This is a genomic window from Leptospira jelokensis (genome assembly GCF_004769635.1).
Classification (GTDB): domain Bacteria; phylum Spirochaetota; class Leptospiria; order Leptospirales; family Leptospiraceae; genus Leptospira_A; species Leptospira_A jelokensis.
Map to the genome: position 1 here is coordinate 27,907 of NZ_RQGH01000013.1, position 23,704 is coordinate 51,610.

The window sequence follows — 23,704 nt, forward strand, 5'->3', positions numbered from 1 at the left end:
TAAAAAACAAAGGGCAAACTAACTAAGATTAGGGAAATCCAAAACATACAACGATTAGACTCTGCAAAACCCGCTCATTATTTTACAAACCGCTAGACAATTTTCCTTACGTTTGGTAAAATTATTTCCATGCCTTGGTTACGATCGACATTTATCACCTACTGTTTGTTGATCGGAGTTTTCTTCCAATGCAAACCAGCAGACCTCTCGAATGCCTGTGATGCCAAAACCGATTCCTTTCTTTTGGGAAGTATCATTCGTTATGTGACAGGGGACCGTTCCCCATCATGCCTCCCTTCCTTTGATTTCCAAGACCTTTGGGGAGTGTTCCGTGGCACATCGGGTTTCCAATCTGCCAATGCCATCACGAGTTTCAATGAACAAATCATCATCGGTGGGAACTTCCAGTACCTTGGGCCATCGACTGGAAATGTTGTCTATTTAGAAACTGCCAATGGAAATATTTTGCCAAATCGTTATTGCCCTTACCTAAAAGTTTCAGGAGCTACTTACACAGCGATATCCGATGGGAGTGGCGGTTTTTACATAGGTGGTGCTTTCTATAGTGTCCAAAGGGAAGATCGGTCGAGCATCGCCCATATCCTTCCTGGTTGCCAATTGGATCGGAACTTTAAAACTCCAGTTGATGATACAAGAGAAGTGAGGGCCTTCCTCTTAAGAGGGGACTCTTTATATGTGGGAGGTAACTTTACCAATTGGGATGGGAATACAAATTACACTCATCTTGTTCGATTGAATCGATACACGGGAGCTTTGGAACCAGATTTTAATCTCCAGGTGGATGATCCAGTCTTTGATTTGGATTCCGATCTTGATGCGATGTACATCTGTGGAAGTTTCGCAAATATAAGCGGACTCAGTCGAAGGAATTTAGCTAAGTATCATTTTGTATCGGGAGCCGTTGTCTCATCCTTTAACCCTGGTGTTGACGGTGGGGTTTGCCTTGACCTTCATTACGGAACCGACGTTGCAGGTAGCCCCAATATTTATGCAGTGGGTGACAGTTTATCCATTTCACCCCTGGTCAATGCGTTCTCAGTGTACCCAGATGGGACAGTCACAGCTTGGACACCCAATGTAAACTCGAATGTCCGCTCCGTACAACAGTATGGGAATACGATTTACCTAGGAGGACAGTTTACAACTGTTAACGGTGGGACAGCCGCTGCTAATTTAGTTTCCGTAAACAATAACACTGGTACGGCGATCTCCACAAATTTTGTTGTGAATGGAGAGGTGGCCTCTCTCCAGGTAATTGAGAATACATTGTATATCAGTGGGAGTTTCACTTCCATCAAATCAGTTCCAAGGAATTATGTAGCGGCTTTGGACCTCCCAAGTGAAGGTGTGACTGCGTTTGATCCCAAGTATGATAATACCATCACGAATCCTGGTGCACGTTTTGTTCCCGCAGGCAATGGAGTGATCCTCGTCGCCTCAAACCGTTCCACCGTCAATGTGACAGCCCGTAGTAATTTTGCAGTGATCGACGAATACACAGGGAAACCGATCGAAGGCACACCTTACTTTGATATGCCGATCAAATCCCTCCTACGCATTGACAATCGATTGTTTGTGGGAGGTTCTTTTACCAATGTGCAAGGCCAATCAAAAAATGCATTTGTGGTCTTAGATCTACCACATTACACAATCAATGCGAATAGCCCCACTGTGGCGGGGGGAACGATGGAAGTTCGGTCCATTACAAGTGATGAAACGCAAGTTTATGCAGTTGGCAATGCAATCACAACTGTAAATGCTGCCACAAGGAACAATGCCTTTGCATTGAATACAACAGACCTCTCTTTAACCAATTGGAATCCCAATTTGAATGGAGCGGGAAATTCTGTATTGGCTGTGAATGATTTGGTTTTCATTGGTGGGGCTTATCTTGGAATCAACGGAGATGGATCAACCTTTCGATACCAAGCCGTGGATAAAACGAATGGAACCAAAAGGCAGGTCCCATCAGGTAGCATTTTCCCAAATGCATCTGTCAACACACAAACATTAGTGGGTGACAAAATCTTTTTAGGAGGTGAATTTACCTCGATTGGAACAGGGTATAGTTATTTGGCTGCTTACAACCTAACAACCCAAAGTTATGAACCACCTTCCCTACTTTACGCAGATAATTTTGTCAAATACATTGCTTCCTATCCTGATGGGAATGTTTTCATAGGTGGGGATTTTACGGTGCTCAATGCTTCCACAATTTATAACAAATTTGGAGTGTACAATTCGTATTCGAATGCCTTGTCTCCTTGGAATGCGAGAGTGAATGATGCTGTGCTTTCCTCACATCCAAAAAATGGAAAGTACTACTTGGGTGGGTTATTTCAAAACGCAGTCAAAAATACATATGGAGGCTTGTTTCGTACTCATTTGAATGAATGACGTGCATTTCGTTTGGAACGAAACACATTGTACTAGATATAACGACAGAATAGAAAAAGCAAACACTCGACAGAAAACCTGCCTTTTTAGAATGGAATCCATGCGTCCTTTGGCAAAAAATTTCTATTTATCGATTTTCCTTGTTCTCATTGCAATGGCATCCACCAATTGCAAACCAGCCGACTTAGAAAGTACCTGCGATGTCAAATCGGAATCTTTTTTATTGGCTTCCCTCGTGAGACTTGCCACAGGAGACCGGTCGCCTTCCTGTTTGCCTGCCTTTAGTTTTTTAGAGGAATGGGGGGTGTATGTATCGACTTCGATTCCAAAAGTTCGTTCGATTTTATCCTACCGCAATCATATCTTAATGGGAGGTGACTTCAATAAAGTTGGCCTTTCGACAGGGAGTGTGGCCATTCTCGACAAACATTCAGGGACAGCGATCCCAAGTCGGTTCTGTCCCTTCCTCAAAGTGAAAGGAGAAACCTATGCAGCAGTTCCTGACGGGAGCGGAGGATTTTACATCGGCGGAACTTTCACACACGTGCAAGGGATCAAAAGGAGCCAAGTTGCCCATATTTTGCCTGGATGCCAATTAGATCCAAATTTTAATGTAACAGAAGATGCATCGAGAAGCGTTTACACACTCCATGTATTAGGTGATAATTTATACGTTGGTGGAAATTTTGCAAGTTGGGGATCGAATCCACAATCAAATATTGCATCTGTCAATCGTTATACGGGAGAATTAAATACAGGATTTTTCCCTGGTGCCATGAACAATTATGTTTATTCTATTGTGTCTTTTGGCAATTCTCTTTTTATAGGTGGGTCATTCGATACAATCGGAGCCGTAAGACTTGGAATCGCAAAACTCAATGCAACAACAGGTGTTGTGGATACAAGTTTTACAAGTCAATTGAATGTTGGTGGTGCAGCATTTGATTTGAATATGGGTACCGACTCCCAAGGGAGTCCTGTATTATATGTGGGTGGTTCCTTTTCCACGCCAAGGAACAATGCGACGGCCTTTTACCCAGACGGAACACTCACTTCTTGGGCTCCGAACCCAAATGCTCCAGTAGAAGCCATCCAACAATATGAAAACACTGTCTACTTAGGAGGGAGTTTTACTTCAGTCCTTGGTGCACCAACGGCCAATTTTTTAGTAGGTGTAGACAATGGGTCGGGCACTGCAGTCAAAAATGATTTTGCCATTGACCTTACTGTCACATCTCTCCACCTCGTTGGAAACCAGTTGTATGCCTTAGGACAGTTTACGATGGCAAAAGGAATCTCGAGGAATTATGCAGCGGCATTTGAAGTTCCAAGCGGAGCACTCACCAATTGGAATCCTTCCTTAGATGAAGCAGTTTCCAATCCAGGAGGAGCTGTGATCCCTTTTGGAAACGACGTGGTACTCGGATTCAATCGGTATGGAGTGAACCTGATTCCGAAAAAACATTTCGTGGTGTTTGATGAAGCAACAGGTTATCCCTTAGACAACACCCCTGAATTTGACTTCGGAATTGTTACGATGCATTTGAAAGGGGATCGCTTGTTTCTCGGTGGGAGTTTTCGAACCATCAATGGAATCAGTCGGAATTCATTTGCGGCTTTAGATTTACCTCACTACCAATTGAATCCAATGGACGTACAAATACCGGGAATAACGGGTGATATCCGAGCCATCGCAAGTGGGAATGGTCAGGTTTATTTTGGTGGGGATGGTTTTACAACGGTTAGTGGGCAAACTCGAAATCGAGTCGCGGCCATATCGGAAGAAACACTGGCACTCACCCAATGGAACCCCAATGTTGATGTGACTGGCATTGTAAGCTCACTGCTTGTCGTAGGTGATGCCGTTTTTATCGGAGGATTGTATACAAGTCTCAATGGAAACAATACAATCCAATATTACCGAGCCGTTGATACCGTCACTGGAACGGCAATCTCTTTGCCTTCCACTACTAATTATCCACAAAACGATGTGATGGTTCAAACTTTGTATGATGGAAAAATTTACCTGGGTGGAAGTTTCACTACAATCTCAGGCCTAGGTGCCTTTAACAATTTTGCGATTTATGATTTTGCGACAAACTCATACCAAAACTCCATTTATGCAAACGGATTTGTGAATGCCATCACACCTGCTCCTGATGGAAGGGTTCTCGTAGGTGGTTCGTTCACTGGCTTAAATGGTTCCACCACAACGCCAAACGTGAGCGCCTTCCAAACAGGTTCTTACAACATCCTAAATTGGGCACCGAACCCTGATAGTACGGTCTACACTAGCTTCTATCATAATGGAAAATGGTATGTGGGGGGAGAATTTAAAGATGCCTTTAACAAGGCCTATGGTGGATTTTTTCGCACCGACCTAAACGAACCACCTAGCAACTAACAAAATTCGATCCAACAATCTTTGTATTTTTGATCGAGATAGACAGGGTGAGAGAATTTTGGGAATTGAATATGGATTCGAATCAAGTTTTGGACTTTGGTTTTGGTTTGCGTTTCAAAATAAACTGGATTGCTTCTTCTCCTTTTTTGGCACCGAGGTAAGCCGTTTGGTACAATTTGTTGCGGATCGTCGTGGTGAGTTTCACCGGTAGTGGTTTATCAGGGGCTACGGTGATGATCTTCACACCTTTCGGTGGCTGTACCACAATCTCACGTGCTAAATTGAAATGGAAGTGGTGGAACTTTCGCATCATACGGCGAATGGTTCTGTGTTTGGGAAACGCAAGCAGGCTGGTAAGCCTTGTGAGTGGACCCGAGATATGACGTATCGGTGAATTCATCACTACTACAATTTCTTTATAACCCGCTTCAATGATATCTTGGATGGGCAATGGATTGAGGATTGCTGCATCCGAATACAATTTTCCATCTAACTTATGTTTACCGCGAGTGGCGATGGGGAGGGAGGTTGCTGCTTTTAATAAATCAAAAACATTATTTGATGTGGCTTTGATGTATTCAACAGAATGTGTGTGCAAATTGCTCACTGCGATCACAAAATGTGGGAGTTTTTTCGAATCGAGGGTTTCCGATTCCAACCTAACTTTTTTACGAAAGATAAAATCAATAAGGTATTCTTGGTTGAGTAAGGTTTTCCCTTGGAAGGGATGGAAGAGGGAAATGAGTTTTCTTCCAGAAAGGTGTCTGTACCAAACAGCTAACGCTTTTTCACTTTTGATGGGTTCTGGTTTTGGCATGGATACATAATACGCCGCAGCGCAGGCCCCAGATGACACTCCCACCACCAAATCAAAGTAATTTGGACTGAGGAAGCGGTTCCAAGCATACAACACTCCCCCAGAAAAAGCGCCCTTCATCCCACCACCTTCTACGAGTAAGGCTCTTTTTGCCCCCTTCGCTTTTGGGATTTGGTGAGTCTCTGTTGTTTCTGCTGGTTTTTTAGCCATCTCACTGTCAGAGTTCCTGCCCCCAGATTTCGTTGCAAAAAAGTTTAAAAAAAAATGGCGGGAGGACAATAAATTTTGCTACGAATGCAATTGATTTGTATGCTCGGGGTACGGACAATTGAAGTCACAGTAGAAGGGATTTTGGTCAAAGGGACCTTGCAGTGGTCAACCAAGTCCTTTTACCAATTGGAACTCTTCGAACCCTACCTTGGTCCCGTCTTCACCTTTTCCTTTCCCAAACTTTTCCCTCCCTTCCCAGAAGAGTCCCTTCTCGAAATTGACCAAAATGCAAAAAGCCACCTCCGCACTTTGTTTTATAAATGTGAGTCTCTAAAAAAGGAAATCCCTAAGTTTGAAAGAGCAATCAAAGAGTTTTGGTTGGAACTCCAATCAATCCCCGTACTTTCCCCAAGTGAGTGGAAAGAAAAAAATGAGTATTTAAAACAGGCCTTACAAGAAGGTTATATGGACCATGACATATACGAAAAAACAATTTTTGATCTAACATCTGTCATGGAAAAAAAACAAAATGAACGCGAGAAACGTTGCGAAACGTTTTTATCTCAGTACCTTCCCGAGTTTTCTCACTTACAAAATCATTTTTCATGGATTCGTTTTTGTTATGAATTCACTGAAAAAAAACACTTACTGCTTCTTTAAAAATTCGTTTTTCTTGCCAAAGAGATGCGTGTGAACTTTACTTTCCTATAGATGGGAAATTTATTTCCCATCCGAACTCAATCGAACTGGAAATTAGCTATGCGACCAATGGACCAAATCACAGGCAAAGAACAAAAACACCATGTGATCTTACACTATCTTATGAACCAAGAAATGAAGGCCAATTGGAATGGTCAGGTGCAAACCATGACTGTTTTACAAGAAGTGCCTGGTGGTGAGGAGATCATCGTACAATGGAATGAAGTTTGGGTACTTGCCGAAGGTTCCACCATTGTTCTTTCCAAATTGCTTGCACGTTACTTAGAACTGCATTGCACCTTTGTCAAACAACTAGCACCTCATAAAGTCCAACTCCGCGTTGAAAAAGTCCTCATTGCAAAAAAAGAAAGATTAAACCCAAGGTTTACCATCACAGAGGAAGGCATTGTCAATGTGACAAACATTGTCAGCTCCAAAACCATCATAGAAGCCAACATGTTCAATATCCCTACACTCGTACGTGTTAATTTTGAAGACTATCGCAAACGAATGATGGTTCGTTCTGGAGAAGCAGGGACCATGGATATCTTCAAATCGGGTATGGAACGAAAGTTTGATGTTGTCAAATCCACACAAAAAATCCTCTACATCAAAGATGCAACAAATCCAGAAAGTTATAAAATGGACGACGAGGGTTTTATCAATTACGAAGATGATATCGAGGACAATGTCGAAAAACTCGCGTTTGCTGCTCGTGACAAAAAAATTAAGTCCGAACTCATTCTCCCAATCTTGTACAAAAATGAATTAGAAGAAATCATACCCATTGGGTATTACTTTTTGCAAACAAAAGATAAATCCATAACTGAGGATGATCTCAAATTTTACCAAACCCAAATTGCCGAGATGATCGAACGGATCAAAGATGCAAACTTAATGACAACAGTGGAAAAATTTCCTGTCATAGACCTTTCGGCAACTGGACTCAAACTGAGGGTGAAGAACAGCAATTTGGTGGAAACACTTCCAAAACAAAAAGGCATTTTACTTGAACTTGTATTCAAACTGCAAACCCCATTTCGTTTTTTTGGAAAAATCGCTTGGGCACATAAAGAAGAAACTGGTGATTTATTAGTGGGAATTGAATTTTCAGGGAAACGAAGTTATGCGGAGAAAGTTCGTTTTGAAGAAAACATCGAAATCATCAAAAACAACGGAAGGACTGCGGCGTAATCGTTTATCTGATTTCCAACTTGATTGTTTTTGTGAATTTTGGAATTTCATAAACACAAACATAGTATAACATCTTTAAGTCGATGTAGTCGTAGGCACGAGCCAAATCCTTTTGCCACATTGTATCCATTTTGTCCCACGGCAGGTTTGGATACTTTTGTTTTTCTGACTGAGGGATTTTTAAGGATTCGGTTTGGATGGTTTTTAACATTTCTTCTGCAAAAAAACTATCATGTTCCCCTTCCAAAAATTCTTGGATTTGGTTTCGCAGGATAAACGATTCCAATTCCTTACAATAAAAAACGAGTTCGTGAAACATAGTTTCACCATAATTTAGGAAGTTCCTTCGGCTAGTTTTTTTCATTGGCAAAGTTTTTGGTTTTTCCTACCCTTTCCATCAATATGAAGTCATTCCTTTCCCTAACAGTTTCCCTATTCTTTTTCCTCACAGTTCCGCTGGTTCCCGCAGAAAAGGATTTCCAAATCATTGATCTTGTCGTTGGGAAAGGGGACGAAGCGTTTTCTGGTTCTTATGTGACGGTTCACTATGTAGGTCGATTGACCAATGGGACCAAATTTGATAGTTCAAGAGACCGAAACCGCCCGTTTGAATTCAATTTGGGCGCAGGCGAAGTGGTCAAAGGTTGGGACAAAGGTGTGAAAGGCATGCGTGTGGGTGGCAAACGAAAGCTCATCATCCCACCAGAGCTTGGCTATGGAAGCAAACAAGTGGGGAATATCCCACCCAATTCCACTCTTATCTTTGAAGTGGAACTCCTCAAAATCTATTAAAGTACAGTTTGCACAAATTGGAAAGGGAGTTTCTCTTGGGCGAAATTCCTTGACAATCCCTAGAATCATTCTATGTTGAACCCCTTATGGAAAGGAAACAAATTCTAGCGGCCTCAACTTCAATTGTACTACTCGTACTTTCACTAACCAATTGTAAAACCAAATCTGATTCGGACGACGAGAACTTACTCTTGTTAGCTGCCGTTGCGAGCCAACGAGTTTGTGCCAATTCTTCTTTTACAGGGACCACTGTTGTGAACTCCACTGCCACCTTGGATACCAATACAGATTGCATCACAGGCATGACATCTTCTATGTCGTCTGACCTGCCCGCTTGGATCCGCAATAATTTTAAATGTGCCGTTGGTTCTGTTTCTGGAAGTAATTATGTATTCCGTTCGCAAAATATACCGAATAACAAAAGTTATTATTTTGGATCCTCCTCCCCTATGTATGAAGCATTGGGTTCGGGCCAAAAGTCTGCAGGGAATAACCAAATCTCATCTCAGTGTTTGGTGTATTCGATTCCAAGCTCCCCTGCAGAGAAATCTGGATCAAAAACAGGGACACAAAGTGGCTATGTATCGGTTGGGATCACAGTGAATGGCCTTGCTATTTTTAATAATGCGGCCGCACCAGGTGATACACTTGCGTCAGAAGTACAAACTTTTGACCAATATAATGGACACCCACAAAGTTCTGGAGTCTACCACCATCACTCCCAACCTTTAAATGTTTCGAATAACAATGCGAATTTGATTGGTATCCTTTTGGATGGATTCCCAGTTTATGGTCGCGACTGCCGTACTTTTGCCGGTGTAACTTCGACTCCAGGAGATTTAGATTCAAATCACGGTCATACCACTACGACAACACATTTCTCTTCTGCAATCTATCACTACCATTATACTAATGATACAACTGCTGGCACCAATACCCTAATCGGTTCCTATTTCCACGGGACACCAGGAACGGTTTCCAACTAAGACTCGTTTGGTTCGATTCCTTTTCCCTGTATTCTGGTTTAGCCTCCTCCTTTGTTTGTCTTGTGCCAAACAAAGGGTAGAGGTGGGGAACGAAAACCTATCGGAAGACCAAAACCACTTCCTCCTCTACCAAGGGGAACGGTTTACGGGGATTTTGGTCGCTGAAAACCCCATTCTAAAGGAAACCTACGAAACAGAATACTACAAAGGGGCACCTCACGGAGATTATACGGTCAAATCGTTTGACGGAACCCTTTTAGAGTTTCGTTATGTACGGTATGGGCAAAAACATGGAAAACATAAATTGTATTTTCCCAATGGGACACTTAGGCAAAGTTCCGAATTTGAGAATGGGATCCCTGTAGGCGAACACATCGAATACTTTGACAACGGAGAGATGTCTACCTACCAAACCTTTTTCCCTTCTGGCAAACCCAAAGTCGTAAAAAAATGGAACAAACGGGGACAAATTTACTTGAACCATGTATTCTTAGAAACGGGGGAAAGTTTTGGAAGGCCTGGTAGCAAACTCTGTGAACCCATCCCCGAAACAGAAACCAAACCGAATCCACAATTTTAACAAACGAAACAAAGTAATCTTTCGTATGCAAAAGACGCAAACACACCTCCCTCACAGATTGGCACTAAAACCATTTACAAACCATCACTCAGATGGGTCTTTTAGAATTGTTTTGCTCATTCCACTTTTTAGGAAATGGATTTTCCTTTCACTCATTGGATTTAGTTTGTTCCTTCTTTCGTGTAAGGAATCCAATCCAATTCCAAACAGCAATGTACTACCTTATTTTACGGGGAAGGATTTTGATCCCGTATGGCCGGGAGATCCAATTGGAACTTCTGGATTAAAACAAATCCCTGATGCATTCAAACTCACAAACCATTTGGGAAAATCCATTTCTCTAAAAGAAAATTCATCTAACATCAGTTTGGTTGTCTTTTTTTATGCTACCTGCCGAGGCATCTGCCCTCTCATCACAAAAAATATGATCCAAATCCAACCAGATTTGGCAGAATTCCCCAATTTAGAAATCCATTCCATCTCCATTAACCCAAAAGAAGATACACCTACCGTCCTTTCAAACTACAGAAAACTCTATAAAATCCAAAACCCCCATTGGAATTTTTATACCGGTGATCCAGAAAGTATTGGAACATTTGCAAAAGAAACCTGTGGAGCAGAGGTAGAAGGTTTTTCATTGGAAAAAAACAAATATGAATTTGTACATACAGAAAATATTTTTTTGTTTGATGAAAAAAAATACTTACGTGGGATTTATAGAGCCAAAGGAACTGGCGACATACAAAGGTTAGTTTCTGATCTTAGGATCTTAACCAAAAAATAGTTTTGGATTCGTTTTTAAAGGAATGAAAGAAAAAAGTTTTTTGCTTCTTCCCTTTACGAAAGGGAAGCAAAGAGAATCCATTTCCCAATGGGTACGAACCCAAATGGGAAATTTGTATGGTTCGACTTAGTTTTTGATTTTATAACCAGTGCGAAAGATGAGCCAAGTCACAAACAAACAGAGTGACAAAAATACCAAAATCATGGTCACACTCACGGACAAAGCCACATCCGCTCGTTCAAAAAAGCTATAGCGAAACCCACTCACCAAATAAAGCACTGGATTGAACATACTTATTTTTTGCCAAAAACTTGGTAACATTTGGATGGAATAAAAACTCCCACCAAGGAAAACGAGAGGTGTGATCACAAGCATTGGGATCATTTGTAATTTTTCAAAACTATCTGCCCAAATCCCAATCACAAATCCAAACAAACTAAAACTAATGCATGTTAAGAGAAGGAAAAATACCATTAAAAACGGATGGTCAATGCGAATGGGAACAAAAAAGGATGCGGTGATGAGCATAAGAACCCCAAGCATCAATGATTTTGTGGCCGCTGCTCCCACATAGCCTATCACCACTTCCCACATGGTGACCGGTGCCGAAAGGATTTCGTATATGGTTCCATTGAATTTTGGAAAGTAGATTCCAAAGGATGCATTGGAGATACTCTCTGTGAGTAGCGACAACATCACAAGTCCAGGTACAATGAAACTTCCATAGTGGATGCCATCAATTTCTTGGATGCGAGATCCAATCGCAGAACCAAAAACAATGAAATACAAAGAAGTAGAAAGTACGGGAGAGGCAATACTTTGTAAGAGAGTACGAAATGTACGAGCCATTTCAAATCGGTAAATCGCTTGGATTGCAAAAAAATTCATACTGACTCCTGTAATAATTGAACAAAAATTTCTTCCAAACTACTTTGTTTCGTACTCAAATCGCTGAATTGGATTTTCTCCTTTTTGAGATCATCAAGTAGTTTTGTGATCACACTGCTGTCATCAGAACGGTCATAGGTAAAAACAAAAGCGGTATTGTTATCTGCAAGTTCCAATTTGTACTTTGCTAATGACTTTGGGATCGTTTTGATTGATTTTTTTAATTCAATCCGCAATTGTTTGGTACCCAATTGTTTCATGAGTTTGTCTTTGTTTTCGGTAAGGAAAATTTCACCTTTTCGGATCACAGAAATTCGATCCGCTATGGATTCTGCCTCTTCAATGTAATGAGTTGTGAGAATGATGGTGACACCTTTTTTACGAAGGGACTCCACAATTTTCCACATGTCCTTTCTGAGTTCCACGTCCACACCGGCACTTGGTTCATCCAAAAACAAAATCCTTGGCTCGTGTGACAATGCTTTGGCGATGAGCACCCTACGTTTCATTCCACCAGACAAAGTCATAATCCGCTGGTCTTTTTTGTCCCAAAGGGAAAGTGACGTCAATACTTCTTCGATGTAACTTGGATTTGCTGGTTTTCCATACAATCCTCTAGTAAAACTCACACTCGCCCAAACGGTTTCAAAGGCATGGACACTGAGTTCTTGAGGGACAAGTCCAATTAGGGATCTTGTTTTTTTAAAATCATGAATGATATCAAAGCCATCCACTTTCACCTCACCAGAGCTAGGTGAAACAATCCCACAAATCAAATTGATCAGGGTCGTTTTTCCGGCACCATTGGGTCCAAGAAGGGCATGGATTTCCCCTTCCTTTACTTCCCAATTCACTAGGTTTAGGGCTTGGAATCCATTGTCATAAGACTTGGAAACTTGTTTTACAGTTAGGATTGGTTTCAAACGGTTTCATCCTTCCAGCCAATGTCTGAGAGGAAGTCGTCATAACCACCATCATAGACAAAAACTCGGTCATCATCGAATACAATTAGTTTTGTCGCCACAGCACGCAAGTGCATTTCATTGTGGGTGACCATAATCACGGAACCATCGAAGTTATCAATCGCTTCGATGAGTGAGTCACAGGATTGCATGTCCAGGTGGTTTGTTGGTTCATCTAAGTACAATAAGTGGCAAGGTGTCACTAAAATTTTGCCAAGTAAAACCCTACTTTTTTCTCCCCCTGAAAGGACTTTAATTTTTTTTAAGGCCAAGTCTTCTGAGAACATCAAACCACCGGCAATGTTACGGGCCTTACCTTCAGAACAATTGGGATCAGCACTCATAATTTCCTGAACCACTGTATTTGCTTCCGTCATATTCAGTTTGTTAGTTTGTCCAAAATACCCTTCTTTTAAGATGGGGTGTTTTTTCACCTCACCTGAAACGGGACTTAGTTCTCCGGCAATGAGTTTGAGAAGTGTTGATTTACCTTTTCCGTTTTTACCGATGATACAAATCCGATCCTCTGGCCCAACGCTAATAGAAAAATTTTCAAACAAAAAGGGAGACTTACCATCATAGGAAAAAGAAACATCTTCGACACTTAACATCTGATTGGCGGAGAATGGAGCACTGTTAAAATACAATTCCATATCTTCAATCGTATCGAGAGCCTTCATCTCCCCTTGTTTTTCTAATTTTTTCACACGGGATTGGGTACGGCTTGCAAAACTTGCTTTGGCTTTGAACTTGGCGATGAACATTTCTTCTTGTTTCCGTTTCTTCGCTTCGTTTAACCTTGTTTTTTCATAAATTTCTTCTGCTTGGTTGATTTGTGTGTACAACTTTTCTGTATCACCTTGTACCTTGATGGCTTTGGTGCGGTGGATGGCCACTGTATGTGTCACAACACTGTCCATAAAACTTCTATCGTGTGTGATGAGGATGATTTCTCCTTCCCATTCGCGAAGGAACTCCTCTAACCAACGTATGGTGACAATATCCAAATAGTTGTTTGGTTCATCGAGGATGAGCATGTCAGGGGCAGAAACAAGAAGTTTTGCCAAGTTCATTCGGATTTGGTAACCACCCGAAAATTCATTGGGGCTTCGTTCCATATCCCCTTCCGAAAATCCAAGTCCAAACAAAATCCGTTCCACTTTCCAAGTTTCGTATTCATCGCCTTCCGGTAATCCGAGGGCACATTCTTCTAATACGGTGGGTTTTGTGAACACTAAGTGTTGTTCCAAGTGGCCGATGCGGTAACCTTTGGGGATGGTGATGTTCCCTGAGTCAGGTTCTGTTTTTCCTAAAATGATTTGGACAAGTGTTGATTTACCGTGACCGTTACGGCCCACAAGGCCTACCCTTTCTCCACGGTTGACACTGAATTGTAAGTCATCGAATAAAACTTTGCCATTGAATTGTTTGTTTAAACCAGATATTTTGATCATAAAAATTCCGAAGAGAGAGACGAGATACAACCAAGATGCAAATGGGTTCCCAAAGGACGAGTAGAAAGAATTGGAACCAAGTGGGTTTTTTCAGGAATTCTTATGAAAATTTTGACATAATCGGAAGGGAAACGAAGTGCAATGATTATGAACTTTTTTTCGACCCCTTCGATACCGAAACTATACTGTGCGAACTTTAGTTTTGTATCTACTGGGAGGACTTTGTATGTTTTGGGGGAGTCGCACTCACTCCAATGGAAACTTACAAGTAGCGTTCGGTGCAGAAGAAAACTACCTTCTTGTTCGTTCCCTAGATTCTAGTATCATCCATTTAGGAACTGCAGAAGAAAAACTAGAATACAGAGAGATCATTGATGAATACCTACGATTCAAAAGCCTTCACATCCAGGGAAGGTATGGAGATGCCTACTTAGCGGTTCTTTCCACACAATTCAAACTCATTCAACTCTACGATAAAATCCTTACAAAAAACATAACACTTGTTCGGAGTGAGCTTGAGTCACTCGGGAGGAAAGCGAGAGACAAAGAAAAATCGCAAACCAAAGCTTTTTTGCGATTAGCACTCCGAGATGTGAGTGAAGCCGAACAAAAATTAGTGATGGCGAGGAATATGCGCCCTTACTTGTATCTTTTGAAACTAAGAGAAATGTTATTTGCACTTAAAATTTTAAAACATGCAGGTAAGTTTGTGATCTTTCTCAATTTGTTACACGATGGCCAATTTATGGACGTAATCGAGTTTTATGATTTTGATACAATTGAATCGGAGCTCATCCGTGGCTTTGGGAAAAATTCAAAACTACTCGCATTACACTATGACAATGCTTTTTTACCTTTTGGAGAAACTAGTATCTACGAGGACAAAATGACAAACTTTAAAACCCAAAGCATCAACCAAAACGAATCCCTCAAATAAAAATCCGAAGGATTCGGAATTCCAAATTTTAAAGTTTACTCCTATCCATTAAGTGGTTTTTAATTGGATCAAGTCGCGGCCACGATTGGCTTTTTCTTTTGCTTCTTCGATGGTTTTTCCCAACGCTAAACTAACACCCATTCGGCGCCTCCCTTGCACTTCTGGTTTTCCAAATATTCGAATGTCAACACCTGGAGTAGACAATGCTTCTTTTATCCCGAGATACACGGGAGAATTTGTATTTCCATCGAGTAAAATGGCAGAACTTGCAGCGGGGGTTTGGAAGATGAGTTCGGGGATTGGAAGTCCAAGTAATGCACGGACATGCAATGAAAACTCGGATACATTTTGAGAGATAAGAGTCACAAGTCCCGTATCATGTGGCCTTGGCGATACTTCACTGAAGTACACTTCGTCCCCTTTCACAAAGAGTTCGACACCGAAGATACCATAACCTCCAAGACCCGTTGTGACCTTTTCTGCTATTTGTTTTGCTTTCTCTAAGGCAATTTCTGACATGGGTTGTGGCATCCAAGATTCCACATAATCGCCGTTCACTTGTCTATGCCCAATGGGAGGTAAAAAACTTGTACCGCCGATGTGACGGATGGTTAAAAGGGTGATTTCAAAATCAAAAGGAATGAACTCTTCAATGATCATCTTTCCTTTTCCGGTGCGACCACCTGTTTGGCCGTATTCCCAAGCCTTTTTTATATCGGCTTCCGTTTTGACTAAACTTTGGCCTTTCCCAGAAGAACTCATAATGGGTTTTACCACACAAGGAAAACCAATCGTATGGACTGACTTCGTGAAATCTTCCTCTGTATCGGCAAAGACGTAGTTTGAAGTTTTGAGTCCCAATTCTTTGGCAACAAAGTTACGAATGCCTTCACGGTTCATCGTGAGGTTCACTGCTTTCGCACTGGGTATGATTTTAAATCCATCTTGTTCTAGTGAAACAAGAGTTTCTGTATGGATGGCTTCAATTTCCGGAACAACAAAATCAGGTTTTAACTCGCGTATGGTGGCTTCGAGTTCTTTTGGGTCGAGCATACTGATGACACGAGATTCCTGTGCCACAAGCATTGCCGGTGCATTGGGATACCTGTCCACTGCGATGACATGGACACCCAAACGATTGGCTTCGATTGCCACCTCTTTGCCTAGTTCTCCCGATCCCAAAAGGAGAAGTTTTGTCGCTTGTTTTGTAAAAGGTGTTCCTATCATATTCGCAAAGATGGACACACCACAATCTACGACAAGAAAGAATCCTTACATCAAATAACGTTTTCCTAGTTTGTCCCTTTGGTATACATTGGCGCCCATTCGAATGAGTAAATCTGAGATCTCACCAAGCCCATCAAAACTATTGGCGATATGCAATGCTGTGACTCCATTTGGATCTGCGGCATTGGGATTGGCACCCGCGTAGAGTAAAATCTCCACTGCTTCGATATTCCCGACTTCTGTTGCTTTATGAAGTGGAAACAAACCCATGTTATCTGGTTCATCAGGATTTAAGCCGATGGCAAGCAGACGTTTTAAAAAATAGATATCTGTTGATTCCACAATCGCGAGGCCGAGCAAAAGAGCTGATTCTGTTAAACAAACTTTTTTTAGTTCCAAATCTGAGATTAACAAATCAAAACTATCTTTGTCTCCCCGGGTGATGGCAGAACACAAACTACGAAGTCTGATATTGGATTTTGATTTCCCTACGAAATCGATTATGTTTTGGATCATGCCCATATCGTATCACCCTTCCTTGGCCTTCTGCTTGTAAAAATGAGACATTTTTTCATATTCTGCAAACCAATCTTTTGGCATACTGCCCGAATTTCGTTTGAAATCGTTAGAAAAATGGGATTGGTCGGTGTATTCAAAATGATGGGCAAGGTCTGTCAGGCGTAAGTTTGGATTGTTTGTTTGGTAATGGTCTGGATTTCGCACAAGATCCAAAACACGATGGACTGAACGATATTCGGAAGGATTCAAACCAACCACTTCCTGGAATTTACGTTCCAATTGTTTTCGAGTGATTCCCAGTTTTTTGGCAAGTATACTAACACTTGTTTTGGGATTTGTGAGTTCGAATAACGCAAATCGAACATAGGCTGGAATCTCCGCAGGTTTTCCAGAAACGGAAAGTAGAGATTCTTCTAGGATTCGTATCACTACTTCTTCTTTCATTTTAGAATCGAGTAAATCTTGAATCAATCGTTCCTTATTCGGGATCGCAACAAATTGGTTTTTTAAATCCTGCCCTGGGATTGAATACATGGCATACACACCTGCTACATAAAAACGGATGGACACTAAATTCAAATCAGATTGAGAAAGCACTCGCCATCTCCTTGTTTGGGGGCCAACCCAATGCATTTTCGGTAACGGAATGATTTCACCTGATTCTGTTTCTACACTCGGCGGATCTCCCAAATGGAACACCATCTCACATTCGTAAGATGGCAAAATCCAAGGCAAATGATTTGCTTTCACCTCCCTCCAAACCCAAAACTCTTTAATCAAAGTTTCGAATTGGGAAGAAGGTTTGAAAAACAATATGTCCAAAGATACTTTCCTATTTCGTTTTTTCTTTCTTTATTTCCATCGACTCATCCGAAGTGCATTGAAGACAACGGAGATGGAACTAAACGCCATTGCAGCGCCACTCACCCATGGGGCAAGCAGGCCCGATGCCGCTATAGGAATCCCAAGCAAATTGTATCCAAGTGCCCAACCAAAATTTTGTCTGATGTTTAGCACAGTATCTTTTCCAATTCGGATCAGGTCTACAATCCTTTGGATATCACCATTCACAAGAACCACATCAGCAGTGCTAATGGCTATATCAGAACCACCACCCATGGCAATCCCCACATCGGCAGAGGCTAGAGCTGGTGCATCATTTATCCCATCACCCACCATCGCAGTACGGATATTGGCAACTTTTAGTTGTTTCATGATTTTTGCCTTTTCTTCTGGTAACAAACTGGAATAAACAGAATTGATGCCCACAAGTTTTGCTACCTTGTTTGCAGCAATCGCATTGTCACCAGTGAGCAATACTGGTTCCACACCAATGTTTTTCAGTTGTTGGATCGCTTTTTGGGATGTCTCTCGGATTTGGTCTTCGATCCGAAACACAATCATACCTTCCAATTTACCACGAATTCCAACAAACACCAAACTCACACCTTCCCTGATCCAATTTTCAACAGCACTTCGAATCGTTTCAGGAATGGAAAAACCTTTCTCTTCGACAAACGACTGCTTGCCGGCGAAGTAAAAATTACCATCAAGTTCAGTTTGGATTCCACCACCAGGAGATGTGATCGTTTTGACCATACCAAGATTACCTGAGTTGTAATTTTTTTCCTTTCCAAAAGAGAGGATGGCTTTGGCCAAAGGGTGATCGGAAGTTTCTTCCATTGCCAATATATGACCAAAGACAATCGCAGTTTTATCATCCGCTATACCAGTTGCTAAAACATCAGTTACCTTAGGTTTCCCTTCTGTTAGAGTCCCTGTTTTATCAAAGAAAATCATATTGATCTTCGACACCGATTCTAAGGCTTCCGCACTGCGAAAGAGTACCCCACGTTTAGCAGCCCTTCCCGTACCCACAAGGAGAGAGATCGGTGTGGCAAGGCCAAGCGCACAGGGACACGCTATCACAAGGATGGCAATACTTGTTTCGATGGCAGAATTCACATCACCCGGTGCCAAAAAGAAATACCAAACGAGAAAATCCAACACACTGATGGCAATGACAACAGGCACAAAGTAAGCTGAAATTTGGTCAGCAATCCTTTGGATTGGTGCTTTTGTTCCGAGTGATTCTTCAACGGATTTGATGATGTGAGATAAGGTTGTATCATTTCCCACTTTCATCGCTTTCACAACGAGAGACCCGTTTCCATTCACAGTTCCACCAAGAATTTTATCACCTAACTTTTTTTCCACTGGCATACTCTCACCAGTTAACATGGATTCATCGGCGAAACTCTCTCCCTCGGTAACAATTCCATCCATTGGGAAACGCTCTAGGGCTTTCACGAGCACCAAATCTCCTTGTTTTAGGTATTCATTGGGAACTTCTGTCCAAATCCCATTGGATTGAACCGTTGCCGTTTCAGGACGAAGTGTAAGTAGGGCTTTTATCCCATCACTACTTTTCCCTTTTGCCATATGTTCAATCCACTTCCCACCTAAGATGAAAGTGATTAGTACCGCCGATGTTTCAAAATACAAATCCTTACCAAAGATACTGTATCCATAAGCCGCAGTAGTTCCGATCACCACAAGTACATCCATATTGGCAGTTCCATTGCGAAGGGCCCGGTAAGCCGATTGGTAAAATGGAAACCCAATGATAAATTGAACAGGTGTTGCAAGGATCATTTGAACCCACCTGTCCATCAGAATGTGTGGCATGGGAAGGAAGGATAAAAATTGGAAATGTGTCACCATCCCATAAAACAACGGAAGAGAAAATAATGCAGAAAGGAAAAATCGAATTTTTAAAACGCGAATGTGATCTTTCTGTTTTTTTTCTGTTTCCGATTGTTTGTTAGGATCATGAAGAGTTGCGCTATAACCAAGTGACTCAACTGTTTTTAGTAAGGAATCAACTGTTACTGATTCTTCTGATCTTAAAAAAACAGACTCTCTTGCGAAATTTACCCGCACTTCCGACACACCAGCTAATTTGGAAAGGCCCTTCTCTATCCGAAGGGCACAATTAGCACATGTCATTCCAAAAAGATCTAACGTGTGTTCTGCTAGTTTATTTGACGTTTCCAAGGGTATATCCATCCTCACTCAAACGGTTTTTGAGGGTATCCAACTCTTCAGCCGTTAAAGTTTCGTTCACACTCACCATTTCTGCATCAACATCAGCAATTGCTTGTTTGCCATTCTCTGCAAAAATTTTTTCCACTGTTCTTTTACAATGCGTACAAGTCATTCCTTCGATTTCGTAATTAACCATGATGATGCTCCTTTTTTTCTTCTTTCATCTCGCCTAACGGCAATTTATATTTTACTTCTGCGCCTTTTTGGCCTTTCCAAACTGGATTCAAAAGTAAATCCCCATTTTCCATTGATGCCCCTTTCGGCAACTCACAATAAAAATGATCTGGATGCCCAGAACAGTTTAACCTGACTTCTTTGCCAGCATTCACAATGGTAGCACTGACATTCGAATTTTTGGAAGTAGGATTTTCAAAGTTGATATCCAAAAGATACACCTTAAATCCTTGGTTTTTGTAAGCCAACACTTCCGTATGGAAGGCCCCTGGCATTCGGATTACACCCCCATTTGGTCCCGGTTTGTGTTCTCCATGCGCAAACATTGGTTGGATGCTGAAAAGAACCGAAAAAACTGCGATTCCTATTTGCTTTTTCATTGTTTTCTATTAACTCCTTTGTTAATCTAGAATCCAGTCTAAACCTTCCAATCATTGGAAGGTCAATAGGCGATTTCATTTTTTTTACGTTTTTTTTAATTTTTTTTATCATTTTTAGGAGGGAAAAAATGAATATTGGAGAACTTTCGAAATCTACAGGCGTCGGTACAAAACTCATCCGTCATTACGAAAGCATTGGCCTCATTCCAGAAACAAGGAGGAATGAAAACGGTTATCGCATTTATTCTGAAGATGATGTACACTATGTACGTTTTATCAAACGATCAAGGGAACTTGGATTTTCTTTAGAAGACATCAAAAGTTTGCTTGGACTTTGGAAAAATAAATCGAGGAGTAGCAAACAAGTGAAACAACTCGCAGAGAAACATTTAGAAGAACTCAACTTAAAATTAAAACAAATTAAGGATATGGCAGATACTTTAAAACATTTGGTTCACCATTGCCATGGAGACCATAGGCCAGATTGTCCGATCTTAAAACAATTAGAAACAAATTAATAGTATCAATCAAAATTGATCAAAATTGTTGTTACATCCAATCAACGTTGGTTTACAAAGATTTTTTAATTGTATCCGCAATCAACCGATTTGCTTTTTCATTGAAATGGATGTCTTCTGGTTGCAGAAGGTCTTTCGCACCACGAAAGGAATGGCGTAAATCAATGATGGGAACATTAAATTGAGTAGCCAATTTGTTTAATTCTATAATCAATTCAGAGTCCCCCGTAAGCCAATTTCTATCCATCGGAAATCCAATTTCTTTGTAGATTTCTAATCGATTGGGATCAAACTCAACATCTAACGGGATGTAAACGAGAGTCAGTTTAACATTCCTTTTTGTTACATCTTCCATCAACCGAAAGAATACTTGTTGCCAACGATCAAAATTTTGATTGGATACTGATTTTACATTGAGTGATTCAAAAAAGTAATTGGGGCTGATCGAATATAAAGTTTTAAAAGAAGTATAATTAGGTAGGATTTTCTTGGCACTGGTCGTTTGACGGAGATTTTTCGATGGGAGGGTTTCTTGTGCCGAAATGCGACTCATTTCTTCTGTCATCCGCACTTGAATGGTTTGAAAGTATTCCCGTTTCCAAATCGACCGAGTGTATTCAGGCAACAGAAAAGCAAAAAACTCTCGATACCATTTTTGTCTTTTGGCAAAATGAATGTAATCGGGTGTATCTCCTGTTTCAAATACATCATTACCATAAACCACTAAGAATACTTTTTGGAATGGGATGGAACCATCGATTTTTTTGTACATCGAAAATTCATTCTCTAATGTATAACCTGGAACACTTACATTGAACCAGTGGCATTCGGTTTCGGCATTGAGTATTTCCGAAAAACGATCCTTTAAAAAGATGCCGGAACCAAAAGTTTGAGAATCACCTAATAGTAAATAATGGCAATTGGTTTGCTTTTCGTTATTTGGTTCGCGGATTCCAAACTCGTTGGTGAACCCCATTTCAACTTCCCCATTTCGAAAAAATGGTAAAGTTGTTTTTGGTGGATAATGAAACGTTCCATACTCTAACGAGGGAACCAAAATCCATCTGTCAATAGATCGAAGGCTAAGGAAGAATCCGAGAGAGATAACGAAGACAAAAAAAAGGGTACGTATCGTCTTATCAAACCATTTAAAATTCACTTTTTTCATTGTAGAACTGCGGAACTCTTACACCATGTACCTGTTTCGATTTGTTATGAACCTTTCAAAAAAAGCAATAGGATTCTTTTTCATATTCGGTTTTTTCATGCTTTGTTTTTTTCTTACGAAATTGGACTCAATCAAATCGTTTTCTGATTTTTCCTTATTTGAATGGCAAACCAAATTAGGTACACAGGGCATATTCCATCTTCCCTATTCTTTTTCTCATTTCGATCCAAACTATCAATTTTTTCCACTCCCAAACCTTTTTTTTCACCTAACAAATAACTTCGCTTATTCTACTTTTCCTAATTTATATTCCATTTGTGTTTCGCCCATGTACCTTATGTTTGGAACAAAGGGAATTCAGATCACACAATTTTTTCTGTTACTAGCAAGCGTTTGGTTACTTTATAACGTAACAAAAAATGAAGTATTGGCTTTGTTTTTGTTATTTGGGTCTTCCATCTTTTTGTATGTATTTTTGATTCATGACACAATTTTTGTTTTCTTTTTGGAGATGGTAACGATTTATTTTACTGCGAAAAAGAATGTAAGTTTGTCCGCCTTATTCAGTGTCGTTCTCATCTGGATGAGACCGGAGTTGGTTTTTGTTTTTTGTTTTCTACCATTTCTCTTTCCCAATTCCATTCCTTGGAAACAATATTTTCTGTTATGTGGTGTGCTTTTGGTCTTTGTTTCGTTCATAAATTTTGGGTTCTATGCAACATTTTTACCCATCCGACTGATGAAAAATAGAAACTCCATTGGGAACTGGGAAGTAACTGTTTATTTATTTCGTTTGCTTATGGAACAAATCCCATTGTTTCTCCTCTTTCTTTTTTTCCTTATATGGGAATGGATCCAAAAAAAGAAAAATGTTTTGTCCCTTTTGGTAGCCATTGCTACCATTTTAGTGTGCATTGTATCACCAAACACAGGTGGGCATGGGACACCTCGGTACCTTTATGGTTTCCTTCCCATTTACCTAATTGCGATTCACATACAATATCCCAATCTTAAAATGCCGAAAAAACTCGTTTATATTCTCATAACGTTTGTTATGCTTTATTCAACCTACCAAATCAACAGCCAACTTAAAATATTAACTAAAATTTCCAAATACCAAACGAACACTTTGTCCGCAATGGAGTCAATCAAACCAAAAACGATTGTCTTCGATAACTCGGATATGTCTTTTATTGCTTTACCACTTTTAACAAAAGATAAAAACATTTTCCTACTTAGAGAGGATGTTTCCCAATCTGGATTTGCCAATTTTTTAGATAAAACCCAAATACAAGAATTTGTTTTTGTAGAAATCCCACCGAGCCCCTTCCCGCTGCCCAATTCACTCAGAATCCAAAATTGTATCAAAAATTGTGAATACCGAAAAGTAGACTCACGTCCCCTTCCTAATACAAATTTACCCATTTCTTACAGCCATTACCTTCGCAGTTTCGATTAGAAAGAAATTTCCGACTTGATTTCTAT

At 40.6% G+C, this 23,704-nt stretch carries 23 protein-coding genes; 11 read left to right on the top strand and 12 right to left on the bottom strand.

Features of this window, described 5'->3' with window-relative positions:
- Positions 1-129 precede the first annotated feature (129 nt).
- Together EHQ62_RS06955 and EHQ62_RS06960 are read left to right on the top strand one after the other, a co-directional pair.
- Positions 130-2,418, top strand: a complete 2,289-nt coding sequence (locus tag EHQ62_RS06955) for a hypothetical protein (protein WP_135641480.1) — start codon at positions 130-132, stop codon at positions 2,416-2,418.
- Positions 2,419-2,527: 109 nt separating this feature from the next.
- On the top strand, positions 2,528-4,822 hold the full coding sequence (locus EHQ62_RS06960) for a hypothetical protein (RefSeq protein WP_425269529.1): 2,295 nt from the start codon (positions 2,528-2,530) through the stop codon (positions 4,820-4,822).
- Positions 4,823-4,904: 82 nt separating this feature from the next.
- Here EHQ62_RS06960 and EHQ62_RS06965 read toward each other — a convergent pair whose 3' ends face one another.
- Positions 4,905-5,849: a patatin-like phospholipase family protein gene (locus tag EHQ62_RS06965; protein WP_135641482.1), complete on the bottom strand. Its 945-nt coding sequence runs from the start codon at positions 5,847-5,849 to the stop codon at positions 4,905-4,907.
- Between the two features lie 84 nt (positions 5,850-5,933).
- Between EHQ62_RS06965 and EHQ62_RS06970 the strand changes: the two genes are divergently transcribed.
- Both EHQ62_RS06970 and EHQ62_RS06975 read left to right on the top strand, forming a co-directional pair.
- Positions 5,934-6,509: a hypothetical protein gene (locus tag EHQ62_RS06970; RefSeq protein WP_244241673.1), complete on the top strand. Its 576-nt coding sequence runs from the start codon at positions 5,934-5,936 to the stop codon at positions 6,507-6,509.
- 99 nt (positions 6,510-6,608) lie between these two features.
- A complete protein-coding gene (locus EHQ62_RS06975) occupies positions 6,609-7,742 on the top strand; it encodes a DUF1577 domain-containing protein (RefSeq protein WP_135641483.1) in 1,134 nt (377 codons plus the stop codon).
- Positions 7,743-7,746: 4 nt separating this feature from the next.
- Here the strand turns inward: EHQ62_RS06975 and EHQ62_RS06980 are convergent, their stop codons facing one another.
- Complete coding sequence (locus EHQ62_RS06980) at positions 7,747-8,061, bottom strand: HepT-like ribonuclease domain-containing protein (RefSeq protein WP_135641484.1); 315 nt, start codon at positions 8,059-8,061, stop codon at positions 7,747-7,749.
- A gap of 83 nt (positions 8,062-8,144) precedes the next feature.
- Between EHQ62_RS06980 and EHQ62_RS06985 the strand changes: the two genes are divergently transcribed.
- The 4 genes from EHQ62_RS06985 (at position 8,145) to EHQ62_RS07000 (ending at position 10,884) form a co-directional block, all read left to right on the top strand.
- On the top strand, positions 8,145-8,534 hold the full coding sequence (locus EHQ62_RS06985) for an FKBP-type peptidyl-prolyl cis-trans isomerase (protein ID WP_135641518.1): 390 nt from the start codon (positions 8,145-8,147) through the stop codon (positions 8,532-8,534).
- A gap of 101 nt (positions 8,535-8,635) precedes the next feature.
- On the top strand, positions 8,636-9,520 hold the full coding sequence (locus EHQ62_RS06990; RefSeq protein ID WP_425269531.1) for a YHYH protein: 885 nt from the start codon (positions 8,636-8,638) through the stop codon (positions 9,518-9,520).
- Between the two features lie 7 nt (positions 9,521-9,527).
- On the top strand, positions 9,528-10,100 hold the full coding sequence (locus EHQ62_RS06995; RefSeq protein ID WP_135641486.1) for a toxin-antitoxin system YwqK family antitoxin: 573 nt from the start codon (positions 9,528-9,530) through the stop codon (positions 10,098-10,100).
- Positions 10,054-10,884, top strand: coding sequence for an SCO family protein (locus tag EHQ62_RS07000; RefSeq protein ID WP_244241670.1), 831 nt, complete (start codon positions 10,054-10,056; stop codon positions 10,882-10,884). The genes EHQ62_RS06995 and EHQ62_RS07000 overlap by 47 nt, the downstream gene beginning before the upstream one ends.
- A gap of 126 nt (positions 10,885-11,010) precedes the next feature.
- On the opposite strand, the gene EHQ62_RS07005 is transcribed toward EHQ62_RS07000, so the two are convergent.
- Genes EHQ62_RS07005 through EHQ62_RS07015 form a run of 3 tightly spaced genes read right to left on the bottom strand, consistent with a single transcriptional unit; the run spans position 11,011 to position 14,188 of the window.
- Entirely contained in the window at positions 11,011-11,772 is a 762-nt protein-coding gene (locus EHQ62_RS07005; protein WP_135641487.1) for an ABC transporter permease, read from the bottom strand.
- Positions 11,769-12,695 carry an ABC transporter ATP-binding protein gene (locus tag EHQ62_RS07010; RefSeq protein ID WP_135641488.1) on the bottom strand — a complete coding sequence of 309 codons (927 nt, stop codon included), beginning with the start codon at positions 12,693-12,695 and terminating at the stop codon, positions 11,769-11,771. Before EHQ62_RS07010 ends, EHQ62_RS07005 begins: the two co-directional genes overlap by 4 nt.
- Positions 12,692-14,188: an ABC-F family ATP-binding cassette domain-containing protein gene (locus EHQ62_RS07015; protein WP_135641489.1), complete on the bottom strand. Its 1,497-nt coding sequence runs from the start codon at positions 14,186-14,188 to the stop codon at positions 12,692-12,694. The genes EHQ62_RS07010 and EHQ62_RS07015 overlap by 4 nt, the downstream gene beginning before the upstream one ends.
- A 187-nt stretch (positions 14,189-14,375) precedes the next feature.
- Here EHQ62_RS07015 and EHQ62_RS07020 point away from each other — a divergent pair, with 187 nt between their 5' ends.
- Positions 14,376-15,125 (top strand): adhesin OmpL37 family surface protein, encoded by a 750-nt coding sequence (locus EHQ62_RS07020; RefSeq protein ID WP_244241671.1) that lies wholly within the window; start codon positions 14,376-14,378, stop codon positions 15,123-15,125.
- 48 nt (positions 15,126-15,173) lie between these two features.
- On the opposite strand, the gene purT is transcribed toward EHQ62_RS07020, so the two are convergent.
- Genes purT through EHQ62_RS07050 form a run of 6 tightly spaced genes read right to left on the bottom strand, consistent with a single transcriptional unit; the run spans position 15,174 to position 20,533 of the window.
- Positions 15,174-16,352, bottom strand: a complete 1,179-nt coding sequence (gene purT, locus EHQ62_RS07025; protein ID WP_135641521.1) for a formate-dependent phosphoribosylglycinamide formyltransferase — start codon at positions 16,350-16,352, stop codon at positions 15,174-15,176.
- 45 nt (positions 16,353-16,397) lie between these two features.
- The gene (locus EHQ62_RS07030; protein WP_135641490.1) at positions 16,398-16,868 is read right to left on the bottom strand and encodes an ankyrin repeat domain-containing protein; all 471 of its coding nucleotides are present in this window, start codon (positions 16,866-16,868) and stop codon (positions 16,398-16,400) included.
- 12 nt (positions 16,869-16,880) lie between these two features.
- Positions 16,881-17,693, bottom strand: coding sequence for a helix-turn-helix domain-containing protein (locus tag EHQ62_RS07035; RefSeq protein WP_135641491.1), 813 nt, complete (start codon positions 17,691-17,693; stop codon positions 16,881-16,883).
- A gap of 30 nt (positions 17,694-17,723) precedes the next feature.
- Positions 17,724-19,928, bottom strand: coding sequence for a heavy metal translocating P-type ATPase (locus tag EHQ62_RS07040; protein ID WP_135641492.1), 2,205 nt, complete (start codon positions 19,926-19,928; stop codon positions 17,724-17,726).
- Positions 19,912-20,115, bottom strand: a complete 204-nt coding sequence (locus EHQ62_RS07045) for a heavy-metal-associated domain-containing protein (RefSeq protein WP_135641493.1) — start codon at positions 20,113-20,115, stop codon at positions 19,912-19,914. Before EHQ62_RS07045 ends, EHQ62_RS07040 begins: the two co-directional genes overlap by 17 nt.
- Positions 20,108-20,533 (bottom strand): hypothetical protein, encoded by a 426-nt coding sequence (locus tag EHQ62_RS07050; RefSeq protein WP_135641494.1) that lies wholly within the window; start codon positions 20,531-20,533, stop codon positions 20,108-20,110. Before EHQ62_RS07050 ends, EHQ62_RS07045 begins: the two co-directional genes overlap by 8 nt.
- A 128-nt stretch (positions 20,534-20,661) precedes the next feature.
- Here EHQ62_RS07050 and cueR point away from each other — a divergent pair, with 128 nt between their 5' ends.
- Positions 20,662-21,051, top strand: a complete 390-nt coding sequence (gene cueR, locus EHQ62_RS07055) for a Cu(I)-responsive transcriptional regulator (RefSeq protein WP_135641495.1) — start codon at positions 20,662-20,664, stop codon at positions 21,049-21,051.
- Between the two features lie 52 nt (positions 21,052-21,103).
- Here cueR and EHQ62_RS07060 read toward each other — a convergent pair whose 3' ends face one another.
- Complete coding sequence (locus tag EHQ62_RS07060) at positions 21,104-22,027, bottom strand: SGNH/GDSL hydrolase family protein (RefSeq protein WP_244241672.1); 924 nt, start codon at positions 22,025-22,027, stop codon at positions 21,104-21,106.
- A gap of 238 nt (positions 22,028-22,265) precedes the next feature.
- On the opposite strand from EHQ62_RS07060, the gene EHQ62_RS07065 reads away from it, so the two are divergent.
- Positions 22,266-23,678, top strand: coding sequence for an LA_3751/LA_3752 family putative glycosyltransferase (locus tag EHQ62_RS07065; protein WP_425269530.1), 1,413 nt, complete (start codon positions 22,266-22,268; stop codon positions 23,676-23,678).
- Positions 23,679-23,704: the final 26 nt, after the last annotated feature.